General features: G+C 31.1%; 17 protein-coding genes and 1 pseudogene. 7 read left to right on the plus strand and 11 right to left on the minus strand.

The window, feature by feature from the left end; genetic code table 11:
• The first annotated feature begins 212 nt into the window (after window positions 1-212).
• A complete protein-coding gene (gene secDF, locus H527_RS0115850) occupies window positions 213-3,233 on the plus strand; it encodes a protein translocase subunit SecDF (protein ID WP_027413605.1) in 3,021 nt (1,006 codons plus the stop codon).
• A gap of 133 nt (window positions 3,234-3,366) precedes the next feature.
• Here secDF and H527_RS0115855 read toward each other — a convergent pair whose 3' ends face one another.
• From H527_RS0115855 to kdsA, 9 genes are all read right to left on the minus strand, one after another.
• The gene (locus H527_RS0115855; RefSeq protein WP_027413606.1) at window positions 3,367-3,864 is read right to left on the minus strand and encodes a DUF192 domain-containing protein; all 498 of its coding nucleotides are present in this window, start codon (window positions 3,862-3,864) and stop codon (window positions 3,367-3,369) included.
• A gap of 98 nt (window positions 3,865-3,962) precedes the next feature.
• The gene (creD, locus tag H527_RS0115860) at window positions 3,963-5,318 is read right to left on the minus strand and encodes a cell envelope integrity protein CreD (protein WP_027413607.1); all 1,356 of its coding nucleotides are present in this window, start codon (window positions 5,316-5,318) and stop codon (window positions 3,963-3,965) included.
• Between the two features lie 23 nt (window positions 5,319-5,341).
• Window positions 5,342-5,995, minus strand: coding sequence for a DUF1361 domain-containing protein (locus H527_RS0115865; protein ID WP_051316818.1), 654 nt, complete (start codon window positions 5,993-5,995; stop codon window positions 5,342-5,344).
• The gene (locus H527_RS0115870) at window positions 5,995-6,306 is read right to left on the minus strand and encodes a hypothetical protein (protein WP_027413609.1); all 312 of its coding nucleotides are present in this window, start codon (window positions 6,304-6,306) and stop codon (window positions 5,995-5,997) included. Before H527_RS0115870 ends, H527_RS0115865 begins: the two co-directional genes overlap by 1 nt.
• On the minus strand, window positions 6,303-6,764 hold the full coding sequence (locus tag H527_RS0115875; RefSeq protein WP_027413610.1) for a hypothetical protein: 462 nt from the start codon (window positions 6,762-6,764) through the stop codon (window positions 6,303-6,305). Before H527_RS0115875 ends, H527_RS0115870 begins: the two co-directional genes overlap by 4 nt.
• A 53-nt stretch (window positions 6,765-6,817) precedes the next feature.
• Window positions 6,818-7,111, minus strand: a complete 294-nt coding sequence (locus H527_RS0115880) for a winged helix-turn-helix domain-containing protein (protein WP_027413611.1) — start codon at window positions 7,109-7,111, stop codon at window positions 6,818-6,820.
• An 87-nt stretch (window positions 7,112-7,198) separates the two neighbouring features.
• Entirely contained in the window at window positions 7,199-7,804 is a 606-nt protein-coding gene (locus H527_RS0115885; RefSeq protein WP_027413612.1) for a hypothetical protein, read from the minus strand.
• A gap of 146 nt (window positions 7,805-7,950) precedes the next feature.
• Window positions 7,951-8,835: a hypothetical protein gene (locus H527_RS0115890; protein ID WP_081414626.1), complete on the minus strand. Its 885-nt coding sequence runs from the start codon at window positions 8,833-8,835 to the stop codon at window positions 7,951-7,953.
• A gap of 9 nt (window positions 8,836-8,844) precedes the next feature.
• Window positions 8,845-9,663, minus strand: coding sequence for a 3-deoxy-8-phosphooctulonate synthase (kdsA, locus tag H527_RS0115895; protein WP_027413614.1), 819 nt, complete (start codon window positions 9,661-9,663; stop codon window positions 8,845-8,847).
• Window positions 9,664-10,209: 546 nt separating this feature from the next.
• Here kdsA and typA point away from each other — a divergent pair.
• Together typA and H527_RS0115905 are read left to right on the plus strand one after the other, a co-directional pair.
• Complete coding sequence (gene typA / locus H527_RS0115900; protein ID WP_027413615.1) at window positions 10,210-12,009, plus strand: translational GTPase TypA; 1,800 nt, start codon at window positions 10,210-10,212, stop codon at window positions 12,007-12,009.
• A 720-nt stretch (window positions 12,010-12,729) separates the two neighbouring features.
• Window positions 12,730-13,068: a tRNA-binding protein gene (locus H527_RS0115905; RefSeq protein ID WP_027413616.1), complete on the plus strand. Its 339-nt coding sequence runs from the start codon at window positions 12,730-12,732 to the stop codon at window positions 13,066-13,068.
• Window positions 13,069-13,113: 45 nt separating this feature from the next.
• Here the strand turns inward: H527_RS0115905 and H527_RS0115910 are convergent, their stop codons facing one another.
• Complete coding sequence (locus tag H527_RS0115910; RefSeq protein ID WP_027413617.1) at window positions 13,114-13,797, minus strand: cell division ATP-binding protein FtsE; 684 nt, start codon at window positions 13,795-13,797, stop codon at window positions 13,114-13,116.
• A gap of 349 nt (window positions 13,798-14,146) precedes the next feature.
• Here H527_RS0115910 and H527_RS0115915 point away from each other — a divergent pair, with 349 nt between their 5' ends.
• The 4 genes from H527_RS0115915 to H527_RS0115930 all read left to right on the plus strand — a co-directional run bounded on the left by H527_RS0115915 (window position 14,147) and on the right by H527_RS0115930 (window position 21,975).
• Complete coding sequence (locus H527_RS0115915; protein WP_027413618.1) at window positions 14,147-17,161, plus strand: tetratricopeptide repeat protein; 3,015 nt, start codon at window positions 14,147-14,149, stop codon at window positions 17,159-17,161.
• A gap of 28 nt (window positions 17,162-17,189) precedes the next feature.
• Complete coding sequence (locus H527_RS0115920) at window positions 17,190-18,968, plus strand: TonB-dependent receptor (protein WP_051316819.1); 1,779 nt, start codon at window positions 17,190-17,192, stop codon at window positions 18,966-18,968.
• A 698-nt stretch (window positions 18,969-19,666) separates the two neighbouring features.
• Window positions 19,667-19,969: a hypothetical protein gene (locus H527_RS0115925; RefSeq protein ID WP_155837921.1), complete on the plus strand. Its 303-nt coding sequence runs from the start codon at window positions 19,667-19,669 to the stop codon at window positions 19,967-19,969.
• Between the two features lie 212 nt (window positions 19,970-20,181).
• The gene (locus H527_RS0115930; protein ID WP_035088432.1) at window positions 20,182-21,975 is read left to right on the plus strand and encodes a DUF885 domain-containing protein; all 1,794 of its coding nucleotides are present in this window, start codon (window positions 20,182-20,184) and stop codon (window positions 21,973-21,975) included.
• Between the two features lie 175 nt (window positions 21,976-22,150).
• Here H527_RS0115930 and H527_RS0115935 read toward each other — a convergent pair.
• A pseudogene (locus tag H527_RS0115935) lies at window positions 22,151-22,427 on the minus strand (IS4 family transposase); the annotation flags it as partial.

The raw sequence follows: 22,427 nt of genomic DNA on the forward strand, positions 1-22,427 counted from the left end.
AAATTCCCAAATACAAAAAAATTGTTTTTGTTAAAAGTTTAAAATGAAGAAGGGTTAATACCTTTTTTAAAGTCATTGCTAACTTTTAATATAGCTTATGTCATTATTATGATAAAGCTTAATCTATTAATGTTAAAATAATTAAAAATAATTATCAAATCCTATATAACTACTCTTTATAGAAGGTTTGATTATAAAAAAATAAAAAAATAATGCAAAATAAAGGACTTGTTAGGCTGTTTGCTGTCTTATTTGGCTTGGTGTGTATTTACCAGCTGTCATATACTTACATAGCTTACACAAAAGAGAAAGAAGCTGAGGCTTATGCAAAACAACAGTACCCTGATAATGTAGAAAACTATTCGAAATTTAGGGAAACCGCAGAGCGCATTTATTTAGATTCTATTGGTAAAGAAGAGATTTTTGCAGGGATAACCTATAATGTAGCAAAAGATAAAGAGTTAAACAAAGGTCTAGATCTTAAAGGGGGAATTAATGTTATTTTACAAATCTCTGTAAAAGATATTTTAAGTGGACTTGCAAATAAATCTAAAGATCCTTCATTTAATCAAGCTTTATTAGCGACAGATGAAGCACAAAAGGATAGTCAGAATACCTATTTAGAAGATTTTTTTACAGAATTTGATAAAATTCCAGACGCAAAATTAGCTTCACCAGATATTTTTGCAAACAAAAACTTAAGTGATGATATCACTTATGACATGACCAATGAGCAAGTAAAGCCTATTCTAAAAAGAAAAATAGACGAATCCGTAACATCTGCATTCGAAGTTTTACGTAAGCGTATTGATAAGTTTGGGGTTACACAACCAAACATTCAACGTTTAGGAGAGTCTGGTCGTATCTTAGTAGAGCTGCCAGGAGCAAAAGATATTGAAAGAGTAAAATCGTTGGTTACCAGTACTGCACAATTAGAGTTCTGGGATGTATATAAATCTGAAGAAATTCTTTCCTTCTTGTTTGCTGCTAATAACCTTTTAAAAGAACAGGTAGACACTGTTGAGAAAGATGAGATAGAAGTAGAAGAAGTAAGCGAAAAAGTTACAGATTCAATACAATTAGATTCCACAAAAACAGATGCTGATGCAGCTATTAATGATTTGTTAGAAGATGCAGAAGATTCGACAAATTTAGAAACTGAGGTTAATCCTCTTTTTGATCTAATTGCAGGGCAAGGAAGACAAGGAGGACCTGTAGTTGTATCTGTAGAAAAGAAGAATGCAGAGCAGTTTATGGCGTACCTTAACGACCCTAAAGTTAGAGCATTATTGCCAGTAGAACAGCGTTTTGTAAAGTTTGCATGGGGGAAACCAGTAAAAGATTCTGAAATTTTAGATTTATATGCAATAAAAGGTAATCGAGATAACGATCCAGAATTAAGTGGAGGAGTTATTACAGATGCCAGACAAGAATACAATCAGGTTGGTATTGTTACTGTAACTATGCAAATGGATGGTAAAGGAGCTAAAAAATGGGAAGAAATGACTGGTAAGGCTTTTAGTCAAAGAAGTCAGATTGCTATTGTATTAGATGATGTTGTGTATTCTGCACCAGGAGTAACCACTGGAGCAATTAGTGGAGGTAGAAGTGAAATTACAGGAGACTTTACAATCGAAGAAGGTCAGGATTTAGCAAATGTATTGAGAGCAGGTAAATTACCAGCTTCAGCAGATATTATTCAAAGTGAAGTAGTAGGGCCATCTTTAGGGCAAGAAGCTATTGATAGTGGTGTAATGTCTTTTGCAATAGCATTAGTGTTAATTTTGATATGGATGATATTTTACTATGGTAAAGCTGGTGCTTTTGCTGATATAGCATTGGTAGTTAATATATTGTTTATTTTTGGAGTTTTAGCTGGATTAAAAGCAGTATTAACACTTCCTGGTATCGCAGGTATTGTATTAACTATTGGTATGTCTGTGGATGCAAACGTTTTAATCTTTGAAAGAATTAGAGAGGAACTAAGTAAAGGAAAATCTCAAGCAGATGCAATAAAAGATGGATTCAGTAATGCCTTATCTTCAATATTAGATGCAAATATAACAACAGGACTTACAGGACTTATATTGTTACTAATAGGTACAGGTCCTATTAAAGGTTTTGCCACTACTTTATTAATAGGTATTTTAACTTCTTTATTTACTGCAATTTTTATTACCAGATTATTTATAGATGGATATGGTAAAAATGGTAAAGAATTAGCATTCTCTACAGGAATGACTAAGAACCTGTTTAAAAATGTAAATATTGATTTCTTAAAGAAACGTAAAGTTTCTTATGCCATATCAGGAGTTCTCATCCTTGTAGGATTAGGGTCTTTGTTTACTCAAGGTTTAGATTATGGAGTTGATTTTGTAGGAGGTAGAACATATACCGTTCGTTTTGCTAAAGATGTAGTTCCTACTACAGTAGAAAAAGATTTGGTAGCTGTATTTGAAAGCGCTCAAGCAAAAACTTTAGGAGCTAATAACCAATTAAAAATAACAACAAAGTATAAGGTTGAAGAAACCGGAGAAGATATAGATTCTGAAATATCCAATAAACTATATACTGCTCTAAAACCTTATCTAACAGATGGACTGACTTATGAAGAATTTGCTAACGGCGATGAAGATAAGCAAGTCGGTATTATGTCTTCGATGAAAGTGGGGCCAACAATTGCCGATGATATAAAGCAAGCTGCATTTTGGTCTGTATTAGGATCTTTAATAGTAGTGTTTTTGTATATTTTATTACGATTTAGAAAATGGCAATTTAGTTTAGGTGCTGTTGCTGCAGTGTTTCATGATGTATTAGTCGTATTAGGTGTGTTCTCATTGACCTATAAGTTTATGCCGTTTAATATGGAAATAGATCAAGCTTTTATAGCAGCAATACTAACAGTAATAGGATATTCATTAAATGATACGGTGGTAGTATTTGATAGAATTAGAGAGTTTTTTAAAGAAAATACAGGAAGGGTGCTGAATAGAAATGTTAATGATGCTTTAAATAGCACATTAAGTCGTACTTTAAATACATCTTTAACTACATTACTAGTGCTTATTGCAATCTTTGTATTTGCAGTGCCGCTAAGAGGGTTTATGTTCTCTTTAATAATAGGTGTAATTATAGGTACTTATTCGTCCCTGTTTATAGCAACGCCTATAATGTATGATACGGTAAGTAAAGTTGGTTTAAAAACTAAAGAAAAAGAGACTATTGAAGAATAGTAATATCTCTTTTATAATTTTAACTATAAAAATCCTTTCTGAATTTGTTCAGAAAGGATTTTTTATTTGTATTAATTTATTTATAACCTCGAGCCTTTAGGATTTACCGTAAAAAAAATAGTAGTAATTGTTTTTATATTTTACTAAAGGAAATAGAGTCTCCAGATTTAAGATTCCAAGTATCTGTTAATTTAGCATTAACCTCTAATACATATTGAGCAGCTCCCTTAGATGGCAACGAAGATTCATCTAATGGTTTTGCATTTTTTTGAATACTTACTACTTTGTTTTTAGCATCGATAAAAATGATATCCAAAGGAAATTTTGTGTTTTTCATATAAAATGAACGTGGAGTCTCTTCAGGAAAAATAAATAACATACCTTGGTTGTTTGACATAGATTCTCGATACATTAAACCTGTCTGGATTTGATATTCATCATCTGCTATTTCGATATCCAATTTGGTTATAAGATTGGGGATCGAATCTTTTAAATCAAATAAAGAAAGTTTACCTTCTTTGGTAAATGTAATCTCTTTAATTAAGCTTTTGTTATTTTTAGAATCTGTTTTACAGGAGAATAGCTGAAGTGTAGCTAAGGCAATAATGGAAATGTAAATACCCTTTTTCATTCGTTTCTTTTTTTGAAATTTAAAAATAGGTAAAAAGTCGCGCTTCAAAAATAGGAAACACGACTTTTTACCATTAATTAATATTATTTTTTTGAAAACTAATTTCCTTCATTTTTCCAATCTATTTTTCGGGATATCATCATTATAGCTCCAAGTATTAAGAAAAGACCTATACTGCCTACTAATAAAGCATAGTTTTCTAATTGTATGATGACAAATATAAAGGTGTATAATGCGGCAAGAGAAGCGGCAATAAAGGTCATAAACTTAAAACTTTTAAGTATTGCCTTAGAGTATGCAGAGATAAGAAAAACTACCGCAATACCAGCAATTAAATACGCTTGCAAAAAGCTGGAGTGTTCAGATATAGAAATCAATAAAGTGTAAAACATTGTTAATGCCAACCCTATCATTAAATATTGAAAAGGATGAATATCAATTTTACTAATCGTTTGTATCAAGAAAAAGACTAAAAATGTAAGTGCTATCACTAAGTACCCATATTTTGCTGCGCGCTCGCTTTTTTGATACTCATCTACTGGTATAAGTAGTTTTACTCCAAATGCAGAAGAGTCTATTTGAGGTAGTTCGCCAAAAAAATCCTGTTCAAATTCTCGGTTTATTTGTAGTACTTTCCAGTTGGCTTTAAAGCCATCTTTGGTGATTTCTTTAGTTTTGGTATTTGGTAAATAATTGCCATTAAAGCTAGGAGATGCCCAATTCGAAGTCATAGAGACATTTGTTTCTCGACCTACAGGAATAAAACGTAACTGCTCACTTCCGTTTATAACAAGATCTAAGTTAAAAAGTATTTCTTTTTCTTTAGGTAGAGAATTTTCTTTAAGGAATTTGGTTTCTAAAGTGTTTGTATAAGAATTTTGACTATACCTGGATTGTAATGGGTAGTTACTCTCTCCTAATTTTAATTCTAGATTACTGCGTATGCCTTTTAGGTTTGTCGAATTTATAACAACAGTAGCTTTATTCCATAAAATATCTGTTTCTTTAATGTCTTGTGTTTCGAAAACTGGAGTAGTAAAAGAACCTGTAATTTTCATATTAGATGTGTATACTACAGATTCGTATATACTTCTTCCTAAAGTCTCAGATTCTATATTGGCTTTTATATCTAGTATGTTTGGAAAGAAGAACGCATGTTTTATAGTGATTATATCTTCTTCAGAATAGGATTTGGTTTTGTCATCCCATGTTTTTTTTAGATTATGTACTTGGTATGGGATCTTAAGTATAGGGCCGTATAGCAAAACTTCATTTCCCCATTTTTGATTGATTTCTTTTACGACTTCTTCCTGTCTGTACGAGCGTTCCTGTATTAAGCTTTTGATATAAGATAGCGGAATTAATAAAACCAAAATTAAGATCCCTACCATAAGCATTCTTATAGTAATAGAGGTTTTAAGCCATTGTCCGAAGGATTTTTTTTGTTTTTCCATAGTTTTAAAATTTGTAGTGCTTGTTATTTTATTTTTCTTATTTCATAGTGATTCATCATTCTATAGATGATAATTAAAAAAACACCAAAGGTTATTGTAAAAAACCAAGTGTTTATATGTTGATAGGGAAATAGAATTCTTTTTGCGATATCCAACAAAAGTCCTGTAGGATCTTGAAGTATATCCCAGCTATTCCATCGCAATACTCGCCCCAGATAAATTCCAAATCCACAAAGGAGTAGAATGAAATAGACGATAAAATTTGCTATTTTATTTGAAAATTTTTTCTGAAGAGAAGTTTGTATTATCGATAATGATGCAAAACCTGCTACTAGCCCATTAATTGCAAAAGACAAGATAAGTAAAACATCAAACCAAACAGATTCTAAAGTACTTAGTTTAATGTGTTGTAAATCAGTTAGGATGTATGGCGAATTTGGTAAAAATACCAGCCAACAAGCAAAGCCAATCCAGAAAATAAATGAATTTGTTTTTTGCGAGCATAAAATCAGCGTTATAGCATAAGGAATACAGGCTAAAAAAAGATTCCAAACCAGAAATAAATAGAATGTAGAATCTGTTTTAATAACTCGTATTAATAAAAGTGTAAAACTGAATAGTACAGTAACAACAAATGTTTTTATAAAAGGCAATTGATTTTGTAGTATAGTATTCATTATAAAAGGTTGTTAAATGGATTATTTAAAACAATAATAATATATCCAATGGCAATAGGTATATTTAATGTAATCAGTAGAATTGTAATTAGATTTTCTTTATTATGTTGGTAATTGATAAAAGAGTTTGTAATTAGTTCTATACAGGTTATCGTGTTTAATACAATAGCTATAAGAATGTAAAAAAGACCTATATCTACTAATATATTGGATGGAGAGATTATAAAAAATAATAAAAGTATGGTCCCCAAAATAAAACTTGCAATAGCAATTATAAGAGCGCTTTTGTTTATGGGTTGTCTGATTTTCATATTGACGAGATTAAAAATGTAGTTTGTAATTTATATATGGGTTGGTGTAATAATTTTTTATAATCCAGATGATGAAAGGTATATGCTGCTTTTCCTTTCAAATAAGCGTTTTTAAAAAGATTAATTTTATCTGGATAGAGTAGGGTGCCAAGAAAAATTACAAAAATTAGATATAGAGTTCTTTTACCATTTCCTAATAAATAGTATTGCATAGATATCTCTTCAGGAACAGATATACCAGTATTTGTTAATACATGAAAAACATCATGATTTTCTAATTTAGGTTGTGGGCTAAAATCATACATTAATAAAAAGCATCCTAAATGAAAGCCCAGACTTTTTTTAGGAAATTGAATAAGTGCTTTTACAGATATATCCCAAGGTGCTTGTTTCTTAAACCATTTTTGATATGGTTTTTTACTCCAGTTGTAAATTGTTTCTAAAATAAATGCTCTCATTTTTAGCTTTTAAAGTACTTTGTATTTCAAAGTAAATAGATAAAAAAATATATTTATCTATTTAATAGTTTTTCGATTGCTTCTACATGTTTTTTGAAAGCATCTCTTCCTTTTTTTGTGACATAATATTTGGTATTGGGTTTTCTACCTATAAATGATTTTTCAACGTTTATGTATTCTTCTTTTTCTAATGCTTTTGTATGGCTAGCTAAGTTGCCATCGGTTACTCCAAGAAGTTCTTTCAACATTTTAAAGTCTGCATATTCATTGACTACCAGTATCGACATGATTCCTAGTCGAATTCTATGATCAAATGCTTTATTTATATTGTTGATGATACTGCTCATTTTTCTCTTTGTCGCTTTATTAAGCTTATGGATGTTTGATTAATTAAAAAGGGATAAATAGTTTTAAAAAAGGTTGATTGTATATTGTTACCTATCGTGTTTAAAATAAATTAAACTTCCATATAAAATATGCATTATACCAAATCCAAATACCCAAAACCAAAATCCGTACCCAGGGTAGATTGCACAAATTAAGCCTAATACAATTTCTATATATCCCAAGTATTTTACATTTCCGATAGTATATTTTGAAGCGTTAACTAATGCCAACCCATAAAAGATAAGCATTAGAGAACCTGTAAGTCCGTAATGATCACTAGTGATTTTAATGATAATATATATTCCTCCTGTTAATAATGGGGTCAAAAAAGCAATAAGTAATCTTTTAGAAGTGCCATTCCATAATTTTTCGTCATTTTTCTTTGCTTTTTTTACACTTAAAAAAATAGCAGTTACAATACTAAGTGTAGCAACAATTACAAGATCTATAAGGATATAATTAAATATTTTTCCATCCAAAATTAGGTATTCCCTACCGCTAATACTCACCAGATAGTAAGCAATTACGGCACCAATAAGAGCATAGATGCCAGCCATTATTCCAGATAACCCACTAAGAGAGAAAAAACGGGATGATTTATTCATCATGTCTTTAATCTGAGTAATGTCTTTTAAATATTCTTCTTTCTGCATATTAAAGTACTTTGAAAAACAAAGTAAATTTAAAATATCCAATTATACAAATTAATAAATGTATTTTTTTAATAGTATATTATTTTGATAGTATAAACCTGAAGATATTCAGGTTTGTCCTCAAAAGGATGTTTTAAAAAGAGAATCTAAAACACTTTAAAAATTCCTCCAAAAGTAATATTCTGTTGCGAAAAAAAGAAATGCTGTTTTGCTCTATCTGCACTATTTTTTGTTGTTCGTATATCAGGAAGATTTATAAACCCTGTTTTGACTTCAGCCTGAATAAAAAAGTATTTAAAAAAGGTAACGTTAATACCACCTTTAAGTGATATGCCGTATCCAGCAAGATGAAATTCATCATACCTTTCCTTTCCCAAAATTTTTGAATTTGTTTTAGGGATAAGCATTCCTGCACTCAGACCTTCTGTTAAATTAATTTGTATTTTATCAGGATTTAAACCAATATAATCGCCTAAATTATCCACACGAGCGACTTCTAAATTAATATAATTTAAACCATCTGTATGTTCAAAAGATACAAACTCTTCAGATAAAATAGTATCTGTATTATTATAAACACCATTAAAAGAAGTGAAACCTTCATTTTGTGATGTAAGATTAATATCCCCAGATACTTGTGCTGTTTGAAATTGAGTTACTACATACTTCATATGATCTAACCCTATAGAAGCATTCCAGTTATCATGAAAATAATACCCCAATCTAGCATTAGTTTGTGGTATAGTCATATTTCCCGGATTCAAGTATTTGTCATAGCCTATAGGTTTAGCAACTTTATCTTCAGCTTTTGTGTTTTGAACTGTGAAATCGTAATTGTCTCCATAAAAACGAATGTCAGAACTACTATATTGAGAAATATTCCAACCCCAATAAAAATAGACCTTTCCTTTGTTTTTAGTTTTTTCCTTTGTTTTACCTATAGGATTAGAGTCGGTATTATCTTGTTGTGCTAGTGTTTTGTATTTTCCTGCTATTAATAAAAGGAAAATTAGAATAGTACTTTTTTTCAATGGGTAATATTAAAGATTAATTACAGTTTGTCTAATAGCGACTAAGTTACTTAGTAGTTTTTCTAAGTGATCTAGGTGTAACATATTTGCACCATCACTTTTTGCGTTAGCAGGATCAAAATGTGTTTCTATAAATAAACCATCTACACCAGTAACTATACCAGCGCGAGCTATAGTTTCGATCATATCTGGTCTGCCTCCGGTTACTCCGCTAGATTGATTTGGCTGTTGTAATGAGTGTGTTACATCAAGAACCGTAGTAGCATATTGTTTCATAGTAGGGATCCCTCTAAAATCAACAATCATGTCTTGATACCCAAACATAGTTCCGCGGTCTGTTATCATAGCATTATTATTACCACTATCTTTTACTTTTTTTACAGCATGTTGCATTGCCTCAGGGCTCATAAACTGCCCCTTTTTAAGGTTTATTGTTTTACCTGTTTTTGCAGCAGCAACTACAAGGTCTGTTTGGCGTACTAAAAATGCAGGGATTTGTAAAATATCTACATATTCAGCAGCAAGTGCAGCATCTTCATTTTCATGAATATCCGTAACTGTTGGAATTTCAAAAGTTTCTCCAACTTTACGTAATATTTTTAATGCTTTTTCATTACCAATTCCTGTAAAACTATCAATCCGACTACGATTAGCTTTTTTAAAGGACCCCTTAAAAACATAAGGTATTTTAAGGTTTGAAGTTATGGTAACTACTTTTTCAGCGATACGTAATGCCATTTCTTCCCCTTCAATAGCACAAGGGCCAGCCAAAAGAAAAAAATTGTTAGCATCAAGATTTTTAAGGTTTTTTATTTCAGAAAGATTCATACGGGTTTTTTAATGGGGCAAATATATATCTTATTCAGGATTCAAAGGAAAGATTTGGTAGTAAAAGTACGTTAAATTTAGTGTGAAATATCAAAGCCTTATAGTTATGCTCTCTTGTTGAGTTTTAGAGAATTATTTTAGTAATCTATAATTAAGTTTAGATTATAACAGAGAGGTAGACTTGTATTCGATATAGAGAGCTAATAAGCTAAAAATTAATTTAAATTTAGAGGTAGTTATAATCTTTCATTGAAGGTCTAATTCTTTGAGAGATACTCCTGAAAATAAAATGTATTTTCGGAGGTGTACCTCGTGAGCTTGTTCCGAGGTTCTTAATTGAAGCTAATTCTTATATTACAAAAACAACTAATTTCTTTCTAAACATTCATATTTAGAAAGAATAGTAATTAAAATGATAATGAGCGTTTTATAGGTGTTAATGCGAGTTTAGTATTATGAAAACGTGAAGCTTTTTTAATAATCAAATTTTAATGTACAACCTGTCAAAATATAACTTACCTTTGCAGCCTTAAAAATGAGGCGTTTATGACAGCTATAAAAAATATTGCGATAATTGCTCACGTAGATCACGGTAAAACTACGTTGGTAGATAAAATTATGTACCATTGCCAATTATTTCGTGAAAATGAAAACACAGGCGATTTAATTTTGGATAACAATGACCTAGAGCGAGAGAGAGGTATTACAATTACTTCAAAAAACGTTTCGGTTATTTATAAAGGAACAAAGATTAATATTATTGATACTCCTGGTCACGCCGATTTTGGTGGTGAAGTAGAGCGTGTATTAAACATGGCAGACGGAGTATTACTTTTAGTAGATGCGTTTGAAGGGCCAATGCCGCAAACTCGTTTTGTTTTGCAAAAAGCAATAGATCTTGGACTGAAGCCTTGTGTAGTAGTTAACAAGGTTGATAAGGAAAACTGTACACCAGAAGAGGTTCATGAAAAAGTATTTGACTTAATGTTCGAGTTAGGAGCAGAAGAGTGGCAGTTAGATTTTCCAACAGTATATGGTTCAGCTAAAAATAACTGGATGAGCGATGACTGGAGAAATGAAACAGATAATATAGAGCCTTTATTAGATATGGTGATTGAGCATATACCAGCACCAAAAATAGAAGAAGGTACACCACAGATGTTAATTACTTCCTTAGATTTCTCATCTTTTACAGGACGTATTGCTATCGGACGTTTACAAAGAGGAACTTTGACTGAAGGAATGCAAGTTTCTTTGGTTAAACGAGATGGATCTATAAAAAAATCAAGAATTAAAGAGCTTCATACTTTCGAAGGTTTAGGAAGAATGAAAGTAGAAAAAGTAGATGCAGGAGATATTTGTGCTTTAGTAGGGTTAGAAGGTTTTGAAATAGGAGATACTGTAGCAGATATTGAAAATCCAGAAGGATTAAAAACGATTGCTATTGATGAGCCAACGATGAGCATGTTGTTTACGATTAACGATTCTCCTTTCTTTGGTAAAGATGGAAAATTTGTAACATCTAGACATATTAAAGAAAGATTAGCAAAAGAACTAGAAAAAAACTTAGCACTTAGAGTTAATGATACAGATAGTGCAGATAAGTTTATAGTATTTGGTAGAGGTGTATTGCATTTATCTGTTCTAATCGAAACTATGCGTCGTGAAGGATACGAATTACAAATTGGTCAGCCACAAGTTATTATAAGAGAGATTGATGGGGTTAAGTGCGAGCCAATTGAAGAATTAACTATTGATTTGCCAGAAAGTGTATCTGGTAAAGCAGTAGAAATGGTAACTATGCGTAAAGGTGAAATGCTTAGTATGGAAGCTAAAGGAGACCGTATGGTTTGTGAATTTATGATTCCATCTAGAGGTATTATAGGCTTAAGAAATCAATTGCTGACTGCTACAGCAGGTGAAGCTATTATGGCACACCGATTTAAAGAATATCAACCACTTAAAGGAGATATTCCTGGGCGTATTAACGGTTCTTTGGTTTCTATGGAAAAAGGATCGGCTATTCCATATTCTATCGATAAATTACAAGATAGAGGAAAATTCTTTGTAGATCCAGGAGAGGATATATATGAAGGACAGGTTATTGGAGAAAATTCACGTGGTGATGATATGACGGTAAATATTACCAAAACAAAAAAATTATCAAACGTACGTTCTTCAGGAGCAGATGATAAAGCTAAAATTGTACCAGCAATTAAGTTTTCATTAGAAGAAGCTTTAGAGTATATTCAAAAAGATGAGTATGTAGAGGTTACTCCTAATCATTTGAGATTGAGAAAAGTATTTCTTACCGAAGTTGATCGTAAAAGAAATAAGATAGTATAATATTTTTTGTACTACATTAATATATAACCCCAGAGAAATTTTTCTCTGGGGTTATTTTTTTATAAAGCCCCAAGTTTTAATCTTATTTTGTTACCTTATATATGCTTTTATTTCATTTTTAGACTTACCATTAACATCCCTCTAAATCCCCCTTCAAAGGGAGACTTTGACCCATTCCTTTGAAGGAAGGTTGGGATGGATGTATTTTTTAAATCTAAGATGACAGAGTAGGATTAATTTGTGTGTCGCAGGTTATAGCTAAGTTTATTTAAATAAAAATCCCGAGACTAGCTCAGGATTTTTTGTCGAAATTTTGGGGTATGCGATTGGGGTATTCAATATTTTTAGGGCAAAAAAAGTACTTTATCATTGTATAACACTTTTACAAAAGTAAGAATAATTCTTTAAGTAAACTAGTTAAAGTTAATAAAATGTCGTTAAAAAGCAATTTGAGTCGTTGAAATACGTAAAAAACATTGCCGAACTAAGGAGTTTGCTTTGTTTTTTTGTGGTATTTCTATTTATAAATTGTCTTAAAAATTGTTTTTTGTACTTTTAATCTCTTATAGAGACAGTAATTCCTAGCGATTAGTATCGAAAACAAAATAAATTTTCATTAAACACCTTTATTATTAGTTTAGGTTGTTGTTTTGTCTTGTGGTAGTGGTATTTTGCTGAATACAAAAATTTTAAAATAATATATAGTCTAAAATAGGGACAATGGAAAAAAGTTTACAATGGTCAGAGTTTATGAAAGTGGATATGCGGGTTGGTACTATAATAAATGTTGAAGTTTTTGAAGAAGCCCGAAATCCATCATATAAAATGATTATTGATTTTGGTGAATTAGGTCATAGAAAAACTTCTGCACAAATAACACAGCTATATGATTTAGAAGGGCTTGTTGGTAAACAAGTAGTTGCGGTAGTAAACTTTCCTCCAAAACAAATAGCAAATATGATGAGCGAATGTTTGGTGTTGGGAGCAGTAGGAGAGGATAAAGAGGTAACTTTGCTTACCCCAGATTTAAAAGTCAAAAACGGACTAAAAATAGGTTGATTACTTATCTTATAGACTGTATTCTAGAACTAATACCTTTACTTTTTATGCTTTTCTTTGCACAACTTCAAATACTTTATTTCCATCACACTTTAAAGTTTTAGAAGGATATTTAAGTAACAAAGCATAATCATGAGTAGCCATAAGTATAGTATTGCCATTCTTATTGATATCCCTAAGCACCTCCATAACTTCAACAGAGGTCTGGGGGTCTAGATTACCTGTAGGCTCATCCGCTAATATTAATTCGGGATCATTAAGTAATGCCCTGGCAATAGCAATACGTTGTTGTTCCCCTCCAGATAATTGATAAGGAAATTTAAGATCCTTAGATTTCATACCTACTTTATCCAGTACATCATTAATCTTACTATCCATTGCCTTTTCATCGGTCCAACCGGTAGCTTTAAGTACAAATAAAAGATTAGCTTTAACCGTTCTGTCATTTAAGAGTTTAAAATCTTGAAAAACAATACCCAATTTTCTTCTTAAAAATGGAATCTGATTTTCTTGAAGGGTCGGCAGATCAAAATCTACAATGCTGCCTTCTCCTTTTAGTAAAGGAATATCACCATATAGAGTTTTCATAAAACTACTTTTTCCAGTTCCAGTTTTACCGATAAGATATACAAAGTCACCTTTATTTACTTCAACATTAACATCAGAAAGAATAAGACTTTCACGTTGATATATAGAAGCATCCTTAAGGGTTAATACCGTATTAGACATAGTTTTGATTCTTGATTAATAGTATTTGGTAAAAGTAAAAAGTTTTTAGTTAAAAAAAATAAGGTAAACGAATAGTTTTTGATTTATATAAACAAATAACATAGTTTTAGAATAAATTTTTAAAATTCATAAAGAATTCATAATAATGAATGCCCTATGTAATTAACTTTATAAACTTTCGTTATTAAATCGAAGATTAGGGTATCTTTAGCATGAAATTTATTCGCGGGAAACGATATTTATTTTAAATTAAAATCAAGGTTAATTAAATCAATAAATAAAGGCTAAAAAAGAAAATTTTTTGTAGCGATTTCTTTATTGTTTTTAAAAGATCTTACAATATATTCTTATGAGACACATCATTTCGATGCTTTTTGTGATTGTTTTGTATACACAAGTATCTGCACAGCAATCTGCAATTTATACTAATGAATTAGTGCTATATAATCAAGCATTAGAATTATATAATAATAAACAATTTCTAGCAGCGCAAAACCTTTTTGATAAAGTAAAGAATGCTTCAAACGATGAAAATGTTGATGCAGATTGTACTTATTATATAGCTAATTGTGCAGTGTGGTTAAATCAAAAAGATGCAGATCAGCTTTTAGAGACGTTTGTAGTACAATATCCAACTAGTATAAAACGAAATGCAGCATATCTGGATGCAGCAACTTATTATTTTGATAATGGTAAATATGCATACGCACGTAAATGGTATGATAAAGTAGATATAAGTAACTTAAGCCGAAATGAAAAAGAAAAATATAATTTCAATAATGGATATGCGTATTTTAAAATTCAACGATTTAATGAAGCTAAAAAGTTTTTAACTCAAGTAGAAGACTCTCCAGAATATAGCGCCAAAGCAAAATATTATTTAGGATTTATAGCTTATGAAGGCGATAATTATCAAGAAGCAGACAAATTATTTGATGAAGTAAAGGATTTAGATCAATACAATAAAAATTTATCCTATTTTCAAAGCGACATGAATTTTAAATCGGGTAACTTTCAGGAAGCTATAAACGAAGGATTAACGCAATTACCAAACTCTAAACCTTCAGAAAAATCAGAACTTAATAAAATCATAGGAGAAAGCTACTTTAATCTTGGAGAATACGCTAAAGCAATTCCGTATTTAAAAGAATATAAAGGGCGAAAAGGAAAATGGAATAATACAGATTATTATTTACTAGGGTATGCATATTATAAGCAAGGAGATTATCAAAATGCAATATCAGAATTCAATAAAATTGTAGGAGGTAATAATGCTACTGCCCAAAATGCATATTACCACTTGGCAGAATCTTATCTTAAAACAGACCAAAAACAACAAGCTTTACATGCTTTTAAAAATGCTTCAGAAATGGACTATGAAGCAAAAATTAAAGAAGATGCTACGTATAATTATGCAAAATTAAGTTACGAAATAGGTAACTCTTACCAAAGTACACCAAAAGTATTACTTGGATATTTAGAACAATATCCAAATACTGAGTTTGAAGAAGAAATTAGAGAATTACTGATAAGTTCTTATATCACCTCTAAAAATTATAAAGAAGCAATGGATCTGCTAGAAGGGAGTAGAAACTTTGCTGATAAAGAAGTATATCAAAAAGTAGCTTTTTACCGAGGAATTGAGCTATATAATGAAATGCAATACGCAGAGGCAATATCTTATTTTGATAAATCTTTAAATGAACAAGTAAACTCTAGATTTACTGCTAAAGCCATTTATTGGAAAGCAGAAAGTGACTATTTGTTAAGTAATTTTGAAGAAGCTCTAATTGGTTTTAAACAATTTTATGAAACTCAGCAATCCTCTACAACGATAGAGTTTGATAATATAGATTATAATCTAGGATATACCTATTTTAAATTAAAACAATATCCACAAGCAGCTAAGCATTTCGAATCCTATTCTAAAAAAGAAAATATAGAGGATGCTAGAAAGTCAGATACTTACTTAAGATTAGGAGATAGTCATTTTATATCCAGTAAATACTGGCCAGCAATGGAAGCCTATAATCTGGCAATTAAACAAAATGGAGCAGATGCAGACTATGCACACTATCAAAAAGCAATTAGTTATGGTTTTGTAAATAAACATGACAAAAAGATAGAAGATCTGGTAATGTTTTTAAAAACATATACACGATCCACATATAGAGATGATGCTATGTTCTCTTTGGGAGATGTTTATATTTCAGAAAATAAAATAGAAAAAGGTTTGGGAGCTTATGATCGCCTAATTCGGGATATTCCCAGAAGTTCTTATGTTCCAAAAGCATTATTAAAACAAGGGTTGGTTTATTATAATGCTAATAATGGAGATAAAGCATTATCAAAATTTAAGAAAGTAGTAGCAGAATATCCAGGTACAGATGAGTCAATTCAGGCAGTAAATACAGCAAGGTTAATTTATGTAGACCTCGGAAGAACAGACGAGTATGCATCATGGGTAAAAGGATTAAGCTTTATAGATGTTACAGATGCAGATTTGGATAACACTTCTTTTGAAGCAGCAGAAAAACAATTTTTAGAAAATAAAGAGGGTGCTGCAATTAGTAGTTTAGAAAAATATTTAAGAGAATTCCCTAATGGATTACATGCTTTAAAAAGTCATTTTTATGTAGGGCAATTATATTTCAAAAAAGGAGATAAAGATGCTGCATTGCCACATTATGAGTATGTATTACAACAAGATAGAACCGAGTTTGCAGAGCAAGCATTAGCAAGATTATCTCAGATATACCTAGAAAAACAAAACTACAAAAAAGCAATCCCAGTATTAGAGCGATTAGAAAGCGATGCAGACTATCCTCAAAACATAATTTTTGCACAATCTAATTTGATGAAATCTCATTACCAACTAGTAAATTATCAAAAAACGATAGAATATGCGGACAAAGTTTTAGCAAACCCTAAAATCCAAAAAGAGGTAAAGAGTGATGCCAAAATTTTTACAGCAAGAGCCGCTTTTAAAACCTTAGACATGCAACGAGCTAAAACAGCCTATGCAGAAGTACAAAAAATAGCAACAGGAGAGTTGGCAGCAGAGGCTTTGTATTATGATGCATATTTTAAAAACCAAGATAGAGATTATAAAACATCTAATGAGACCATTCAAAAATTGTCTAAAAATTTCTCTGGGTATCGATTATATGGTTCTAAAGGATTAATATTAATGGCAAAAAACTTTTATGGACTTAAAGATGCATATCAAGCAACCTATATTTTGGAAAGTGTAATTAAAAACTTTACCGATTACCCCGATGTAATTTTAGAAGCAGAAATAGAACTTAAAGCTATTAAAGCCCAAGAAGCAAAAACAAATTCATCTATCCAAACCGAACAATAGTAATTCGACATCAAACAAGCCATATTATATGTTTACATATTTTAAAAAGATTAATACTTTTTCCTCAAGCAAACTTTACGAATCTGTAGTAGTACTTTTGTTTAGTAGTCTAATATGCACTGTTGCATCAGCACAAGAAAAAGAAGAAGAAACTCTGGATACAGAACGAGTAGTTATTGTTAAAACATATACACCAACAATTAGTGATGCATTTAAGATAAAGTCGACCCCAGTTGTAAATGACTCCGTAACCCAACAAAAAAAGCAAATACGATATAGTATTTTTTCGGTTCCGGTAGCATCTACCTATACACCAGAAAAAGGAAGAGCAGCAAATATAGACAGACCCAAACCAATAGATATTTATGATAACTATGCCACGTTAGGGTTTGGTAGTTTTACATCAGTTCTTGCAGAGTTTTATAGCAATTTTCAAATAAATCGCTCGGATAATATGGGGCTGTATTTGCACCATAACTCTTCTCAGGGAGGTATAAAAGAAGTGAAATTAGAAGATAAATTCTATAATACTTTTTTAGACCTTAATTACACCTCCAGAACCAGAGATTATACATACGGGATAGAAGCAGGCGTAGAACATCAATTGTATAACTGGTATGGTTTACCAAAAAATCCAATATTAAATGAAGAACAGATAGCCGCGATAGATCCGCAACAAAGTTATTTTGGAGCAAAATTAGGAGGAAAACTTCAGTTTGATGACCTTTATTTTAAAAATGCATCTTTAAACTATCGTTTTTTTGGCGACGCTTTTAGTTCTACAGAACACCATATAGTAGCAAAACCAACTTTTGAATTTGAGATGGGAGACAATTTAATTACCGCTAATTTTATTGCAGATTATGTAAATGGAGGTTTTGAAAGAGACTTAAGCGTTTTAGAACAAACCCCTAATGCATATAACATATTAAACTTAGGAGTAAACCCAAGTTTAGTAATATTAAGAGATGATCTTACTGTAAATTTAGGGGCAGCACTATATTATAGTATGGATATAGAGAACAAAGACAGTGATTTATTTATTTATCCCAAAATTACAGCTTCCTATAGATTAATAGATGAGACTGTTATCGCTTATGGAGGAATAGAAGGAGGATTAAAGCAAAACACATATAGAGATGCAGTAAAAAATAATCCTTTTGTATCCCCTACACTAAAAATTATACCAACTAGCACTATGTATGATGCTTATATAGGACTAAAAGGAAAAATATCCGATGTGGTAAGTTATAACTTTAGAGGAAGCTATATTTCAGAAGATAAGAAACCTTTATTCGTTAACAACACCATACCTGTTCTTCAATTTGAAGGATATGATTACGGAAACTCGTTTACCTACCGATACGATGATATAAATACCATAAAAGGATATGGAGAATTAAATTTTGAAATCAATAAAAAATTTAAGTTAGGGGTTTCTGGAGAGTATTTTAACTATAGTTTAGAAAAGGAGCAAGAAGCCTGGAATATGCCAGAAATCAAATCTTCAGTGTTTTTGGATTATCAAATTAATACCCAATGGTTTGCTGGAGCACAATTGTTTTATGTAGGAGAACGAAAAGATATAAATAATCAATTTGCTTTACTACCAACAGTTTCTGGATCTACACTTACTTTAGATTCTTATTTAGATGCCAATATAAATTTTGGATATCGTTTAAATGATCAACTCTCTTTTTTTGTTAAAGGAAATAACTTATTAGGCAAAAATTATGAACGTTGGGCTAACTTTCCAGTTCAAGGCATACAAGTCTTAGGAGGTGTTACTTATAAGTTTGATTATTAGTATTTTTTTTGAATTTATGAACCTGACTTAATTTTTTATCTATAGAGGTAAGTAAATACTTATTTAATCCACATGGTCAGGTTTGATTTTTTCAGGCTAACCTCAAAAACAAAATATATTTTCAGAAGCATACCTCGTAAGCTTGCTCCGAGGTTATTGATTAATTTCTTATATCGAACAGAAGTTAAACCTGAATTATTACAAAGTTATACCAGTTATTGTTTGAGTTTACTAGAAGAGAAAATAAAGATTTTTTTGTTTTCAATGAAGAAGAAAAGCTTGTGTTATACGATTTACGGATGAGAATTGCGTATAAATAATTGCAAAGGTTTTTCGCTAGATTGATGAATCAAATTAAAGAATAGCCATTGTTTCATTTTATGAAGAAAATATAGTAGAAAAAGAACACGATTATATGCGAGATTTTTATTCGTAAATCGTATTAGACTTGATCTGGTATCAAGCATAGCTGGGATACGGTTTATATTTATTCTGAAATTAAAGTATAAAAAAAACATTTTATTCCAGTAAACTCAAATGATAAATGGTATTATCTTCTCTTTGGTAAACAATCTTCATACCCCTGTTTTCAGTATATAGGTTTTCATTGTTAACTGTGATTTATAAACCTGCAAACCATAATATCTTGCGCAGTATTAAGAAACACTTATTATAATCACTTTTAATAGTATATAAAGATGAAAAAGATTAACATGTCTACCTATTTTACTACATTTATTTTACTGTTTATTCTAGCTGTAATATGCAGCTTGATTGGATATGCAAATGATAAAGGGACTCTTGTTTTTACTCCAACCACAGAGTTTTTAATGAAGTTACATTCTTTGTTTAAGTTTCCAACAGATATTATTGGGTATTCTGGAGTTGTAAGAAATATATACGGTATTGCAGGAGGCTTGACTCTTAGCGTGTTATTGTACTCTTTAGTATTTGAACGTTTTGTTTTTTTTGTAAAGAGTTTAAGGAGAGGGTTGTTTTAAAAAAACAGCAAAAATAAAAATCACTTTAGATAAGTTTAGTATATAATGCTATAATTAAACTATAATATTATATTTCAAACCTCACAGATATAGAAAGATCTGTGAGGTTTTTTTTATGAAATAAACCTTTTATTTTCAGAATATTAAGAACACATTTTTTTAATGCTAATTTTGTTACCTTTCCTTCCTAAATCAAAAAACAACTCTTAGTTATGATCAAAAAAACACTGGCTATAATGTGTCTAGCTATTCTTTTTACAGCCTGTAAAAACGAGAAAAAGACAACAGAAAAACCTGTAGATCAGATTGCTGTTAGCGATCGATTTAATCAAATGTTGGACAACTATTATGAAGAAGGCTTACAGCTTAATCCTGTGCAAGCCACTTTTACAGGAGATAGTAGATTTAATGATCAATTCTCTAACCCTTTAGCCGAAGAAACAGTAAATAAGTATAAAGCATATTATAAAAAGTATAAAGAGCAGGTAGCACAGTTTGAAGACTCTACACTATCGGATAGTGAAAAAATGAGCAAAGCTATCCTTAATTGGGAATGTGATAGAAATCTGGAAAAATTTCAATTTAAAAAAGAGTACTTTCCTATTGATCAAATGTGGTCAATTAATTTAGAAGTAGGACAATTAGCAAGTGGATCCAGTGCGCAACCTTTTAAAACAGTACAAGATTATAACAATTGGTTAAAACGATTGGATGGTTATGTAGATTGGATGACCTCTGCCAAAGCAAAAATGAAAGAAGGTATGGTAGCAGGATATGTCTTGCCAAAATCATTGATAGTCAAAGTACTTCCACAACTAGAAGCATTAACGGTAGACGATCTAGATACACACCTCTTTTATACCCCAGTAAACAACTTTCCTGAAGATTTTTCTGAAGAAGATAAAAAACAGATAACCGAAGCGTATAGCAAAATGATGACAGAAAAGATTGTTCCTGCATACAAAGGCCTGCACCAATTTATGAGTACAGAGTATATGGATGCTGGTAGAGAAACTTCAGGAATCGAAGGTATTCCTAACGGAAAAGAATTCTATCAATATCAAATAAAGCTGTATACTACAACAGATATGACAGCAGAGCAAATACATGAACTAGGACTCTCTGAGGTTGCCAGAATCTCTGCCGAAATGGAAAAAGTAAAAGAGCAAGTAGGATATACCGGAGACTTAACATCATTTTTTGATCATGTACGTAATAAAAAAGAATTAATGCCTTTTACAGATCCACAGCAAGTAATCGATAATTTTAATACCATACATGATCGTATGAAACCACAAATAGATAAACTGTTTGATAAAAAACCGAAGACATTATTTGAGGTTCGTCGTACAGAAGCATTTCGAGAAAACTCTGCCAGTGCAGAATATAACCCAGGATCTCTAGATGGTACACGACCAGGGATTTTCTACACTCCAATACCAGACGTAAAAAAATATAACGTATATAGTGACGAGTCCTTATTTTTGCACGAAGCCATACCAGGACACCATTATCAAATATCCTTAACCCAAGAAAGTACAGAGCTACCTAAATTTAGAAAAACACTTTGGTATAGTGGTTACGGAGAAGGTTGGGCACTGTATAGCGAATCATTAGGTAAAGAGCTAGGATTGTATACCGATCCTTACCAGTATTTTGGCACTTTAGGAGCAGAGATGCATCGCGCAATTCGCCTTGTTGTAGATACAGGGTTACACTCTAAAGGATGGACCAGAGAGCAAGCAATACAATACTCCTTGGATAATGAAGCAGAATCAGAAGCAGGAATAATTTCTGAGATCGAAAGATATATGGCAAATCCTGGACAAGCATTATCGTATAAAATCGGACAGTTAAAAATAAGAGAATTAAGAACCAAAGCAGAAAAAGAATTAGGAGACACATTCGATATTCGTCAGTTTCATAATCAAGTTTTAGAAACAGGCTGTGTGCCTTTGGCATTATTAGAAAATAAAATTAATACCTGGATTGCAAGTAATAAATAAAAACAATATGCCCTTTTAAAAGAGAGGTAATTTTTATAAAGATGTGTAAAAAACCCTGCGAATCCAGATTCGCAGGGTTTTTAGTTTATATTCTTTTTCAATCCTGTCCTAAATAAATTTGTATCATAAAAATTTTAGCCATTTTACATACCTATCGCTATATTTAAGTAAATATTCAAAAAAGAACCCCTTGTATATATTGATTTGGCGGAGGTTGCTTTTTCTGAAACGGATTGTCGAGCCATTTATGGAGGTTAACCTTTACAAAAAGGTTAAGTCTTATGAAGGCTACTAAATTAGACAAGTACCAAGGATGTTTTGCTTGTGTTTTTAACGCTTTTAAGATAAGAATTGTGATCAGAGCAGTCCAAATTTGTATCATCACGGCATTTTGGGTAGTTCCGATAAAAGATTTAATATGTAGTTGTTGCTTTATATCTCTAAAAAATATT

The sequence above is a fragment of the Aquimarina muelleri DSM 19832 genome, assembly GCF_000430665.1.
GTDB lineage: Bacteria > Bacteroidota > Bacteroidia > Flavobacteriales > Flavobacteriaceae > Aquimarina > Aquimarina muelleri.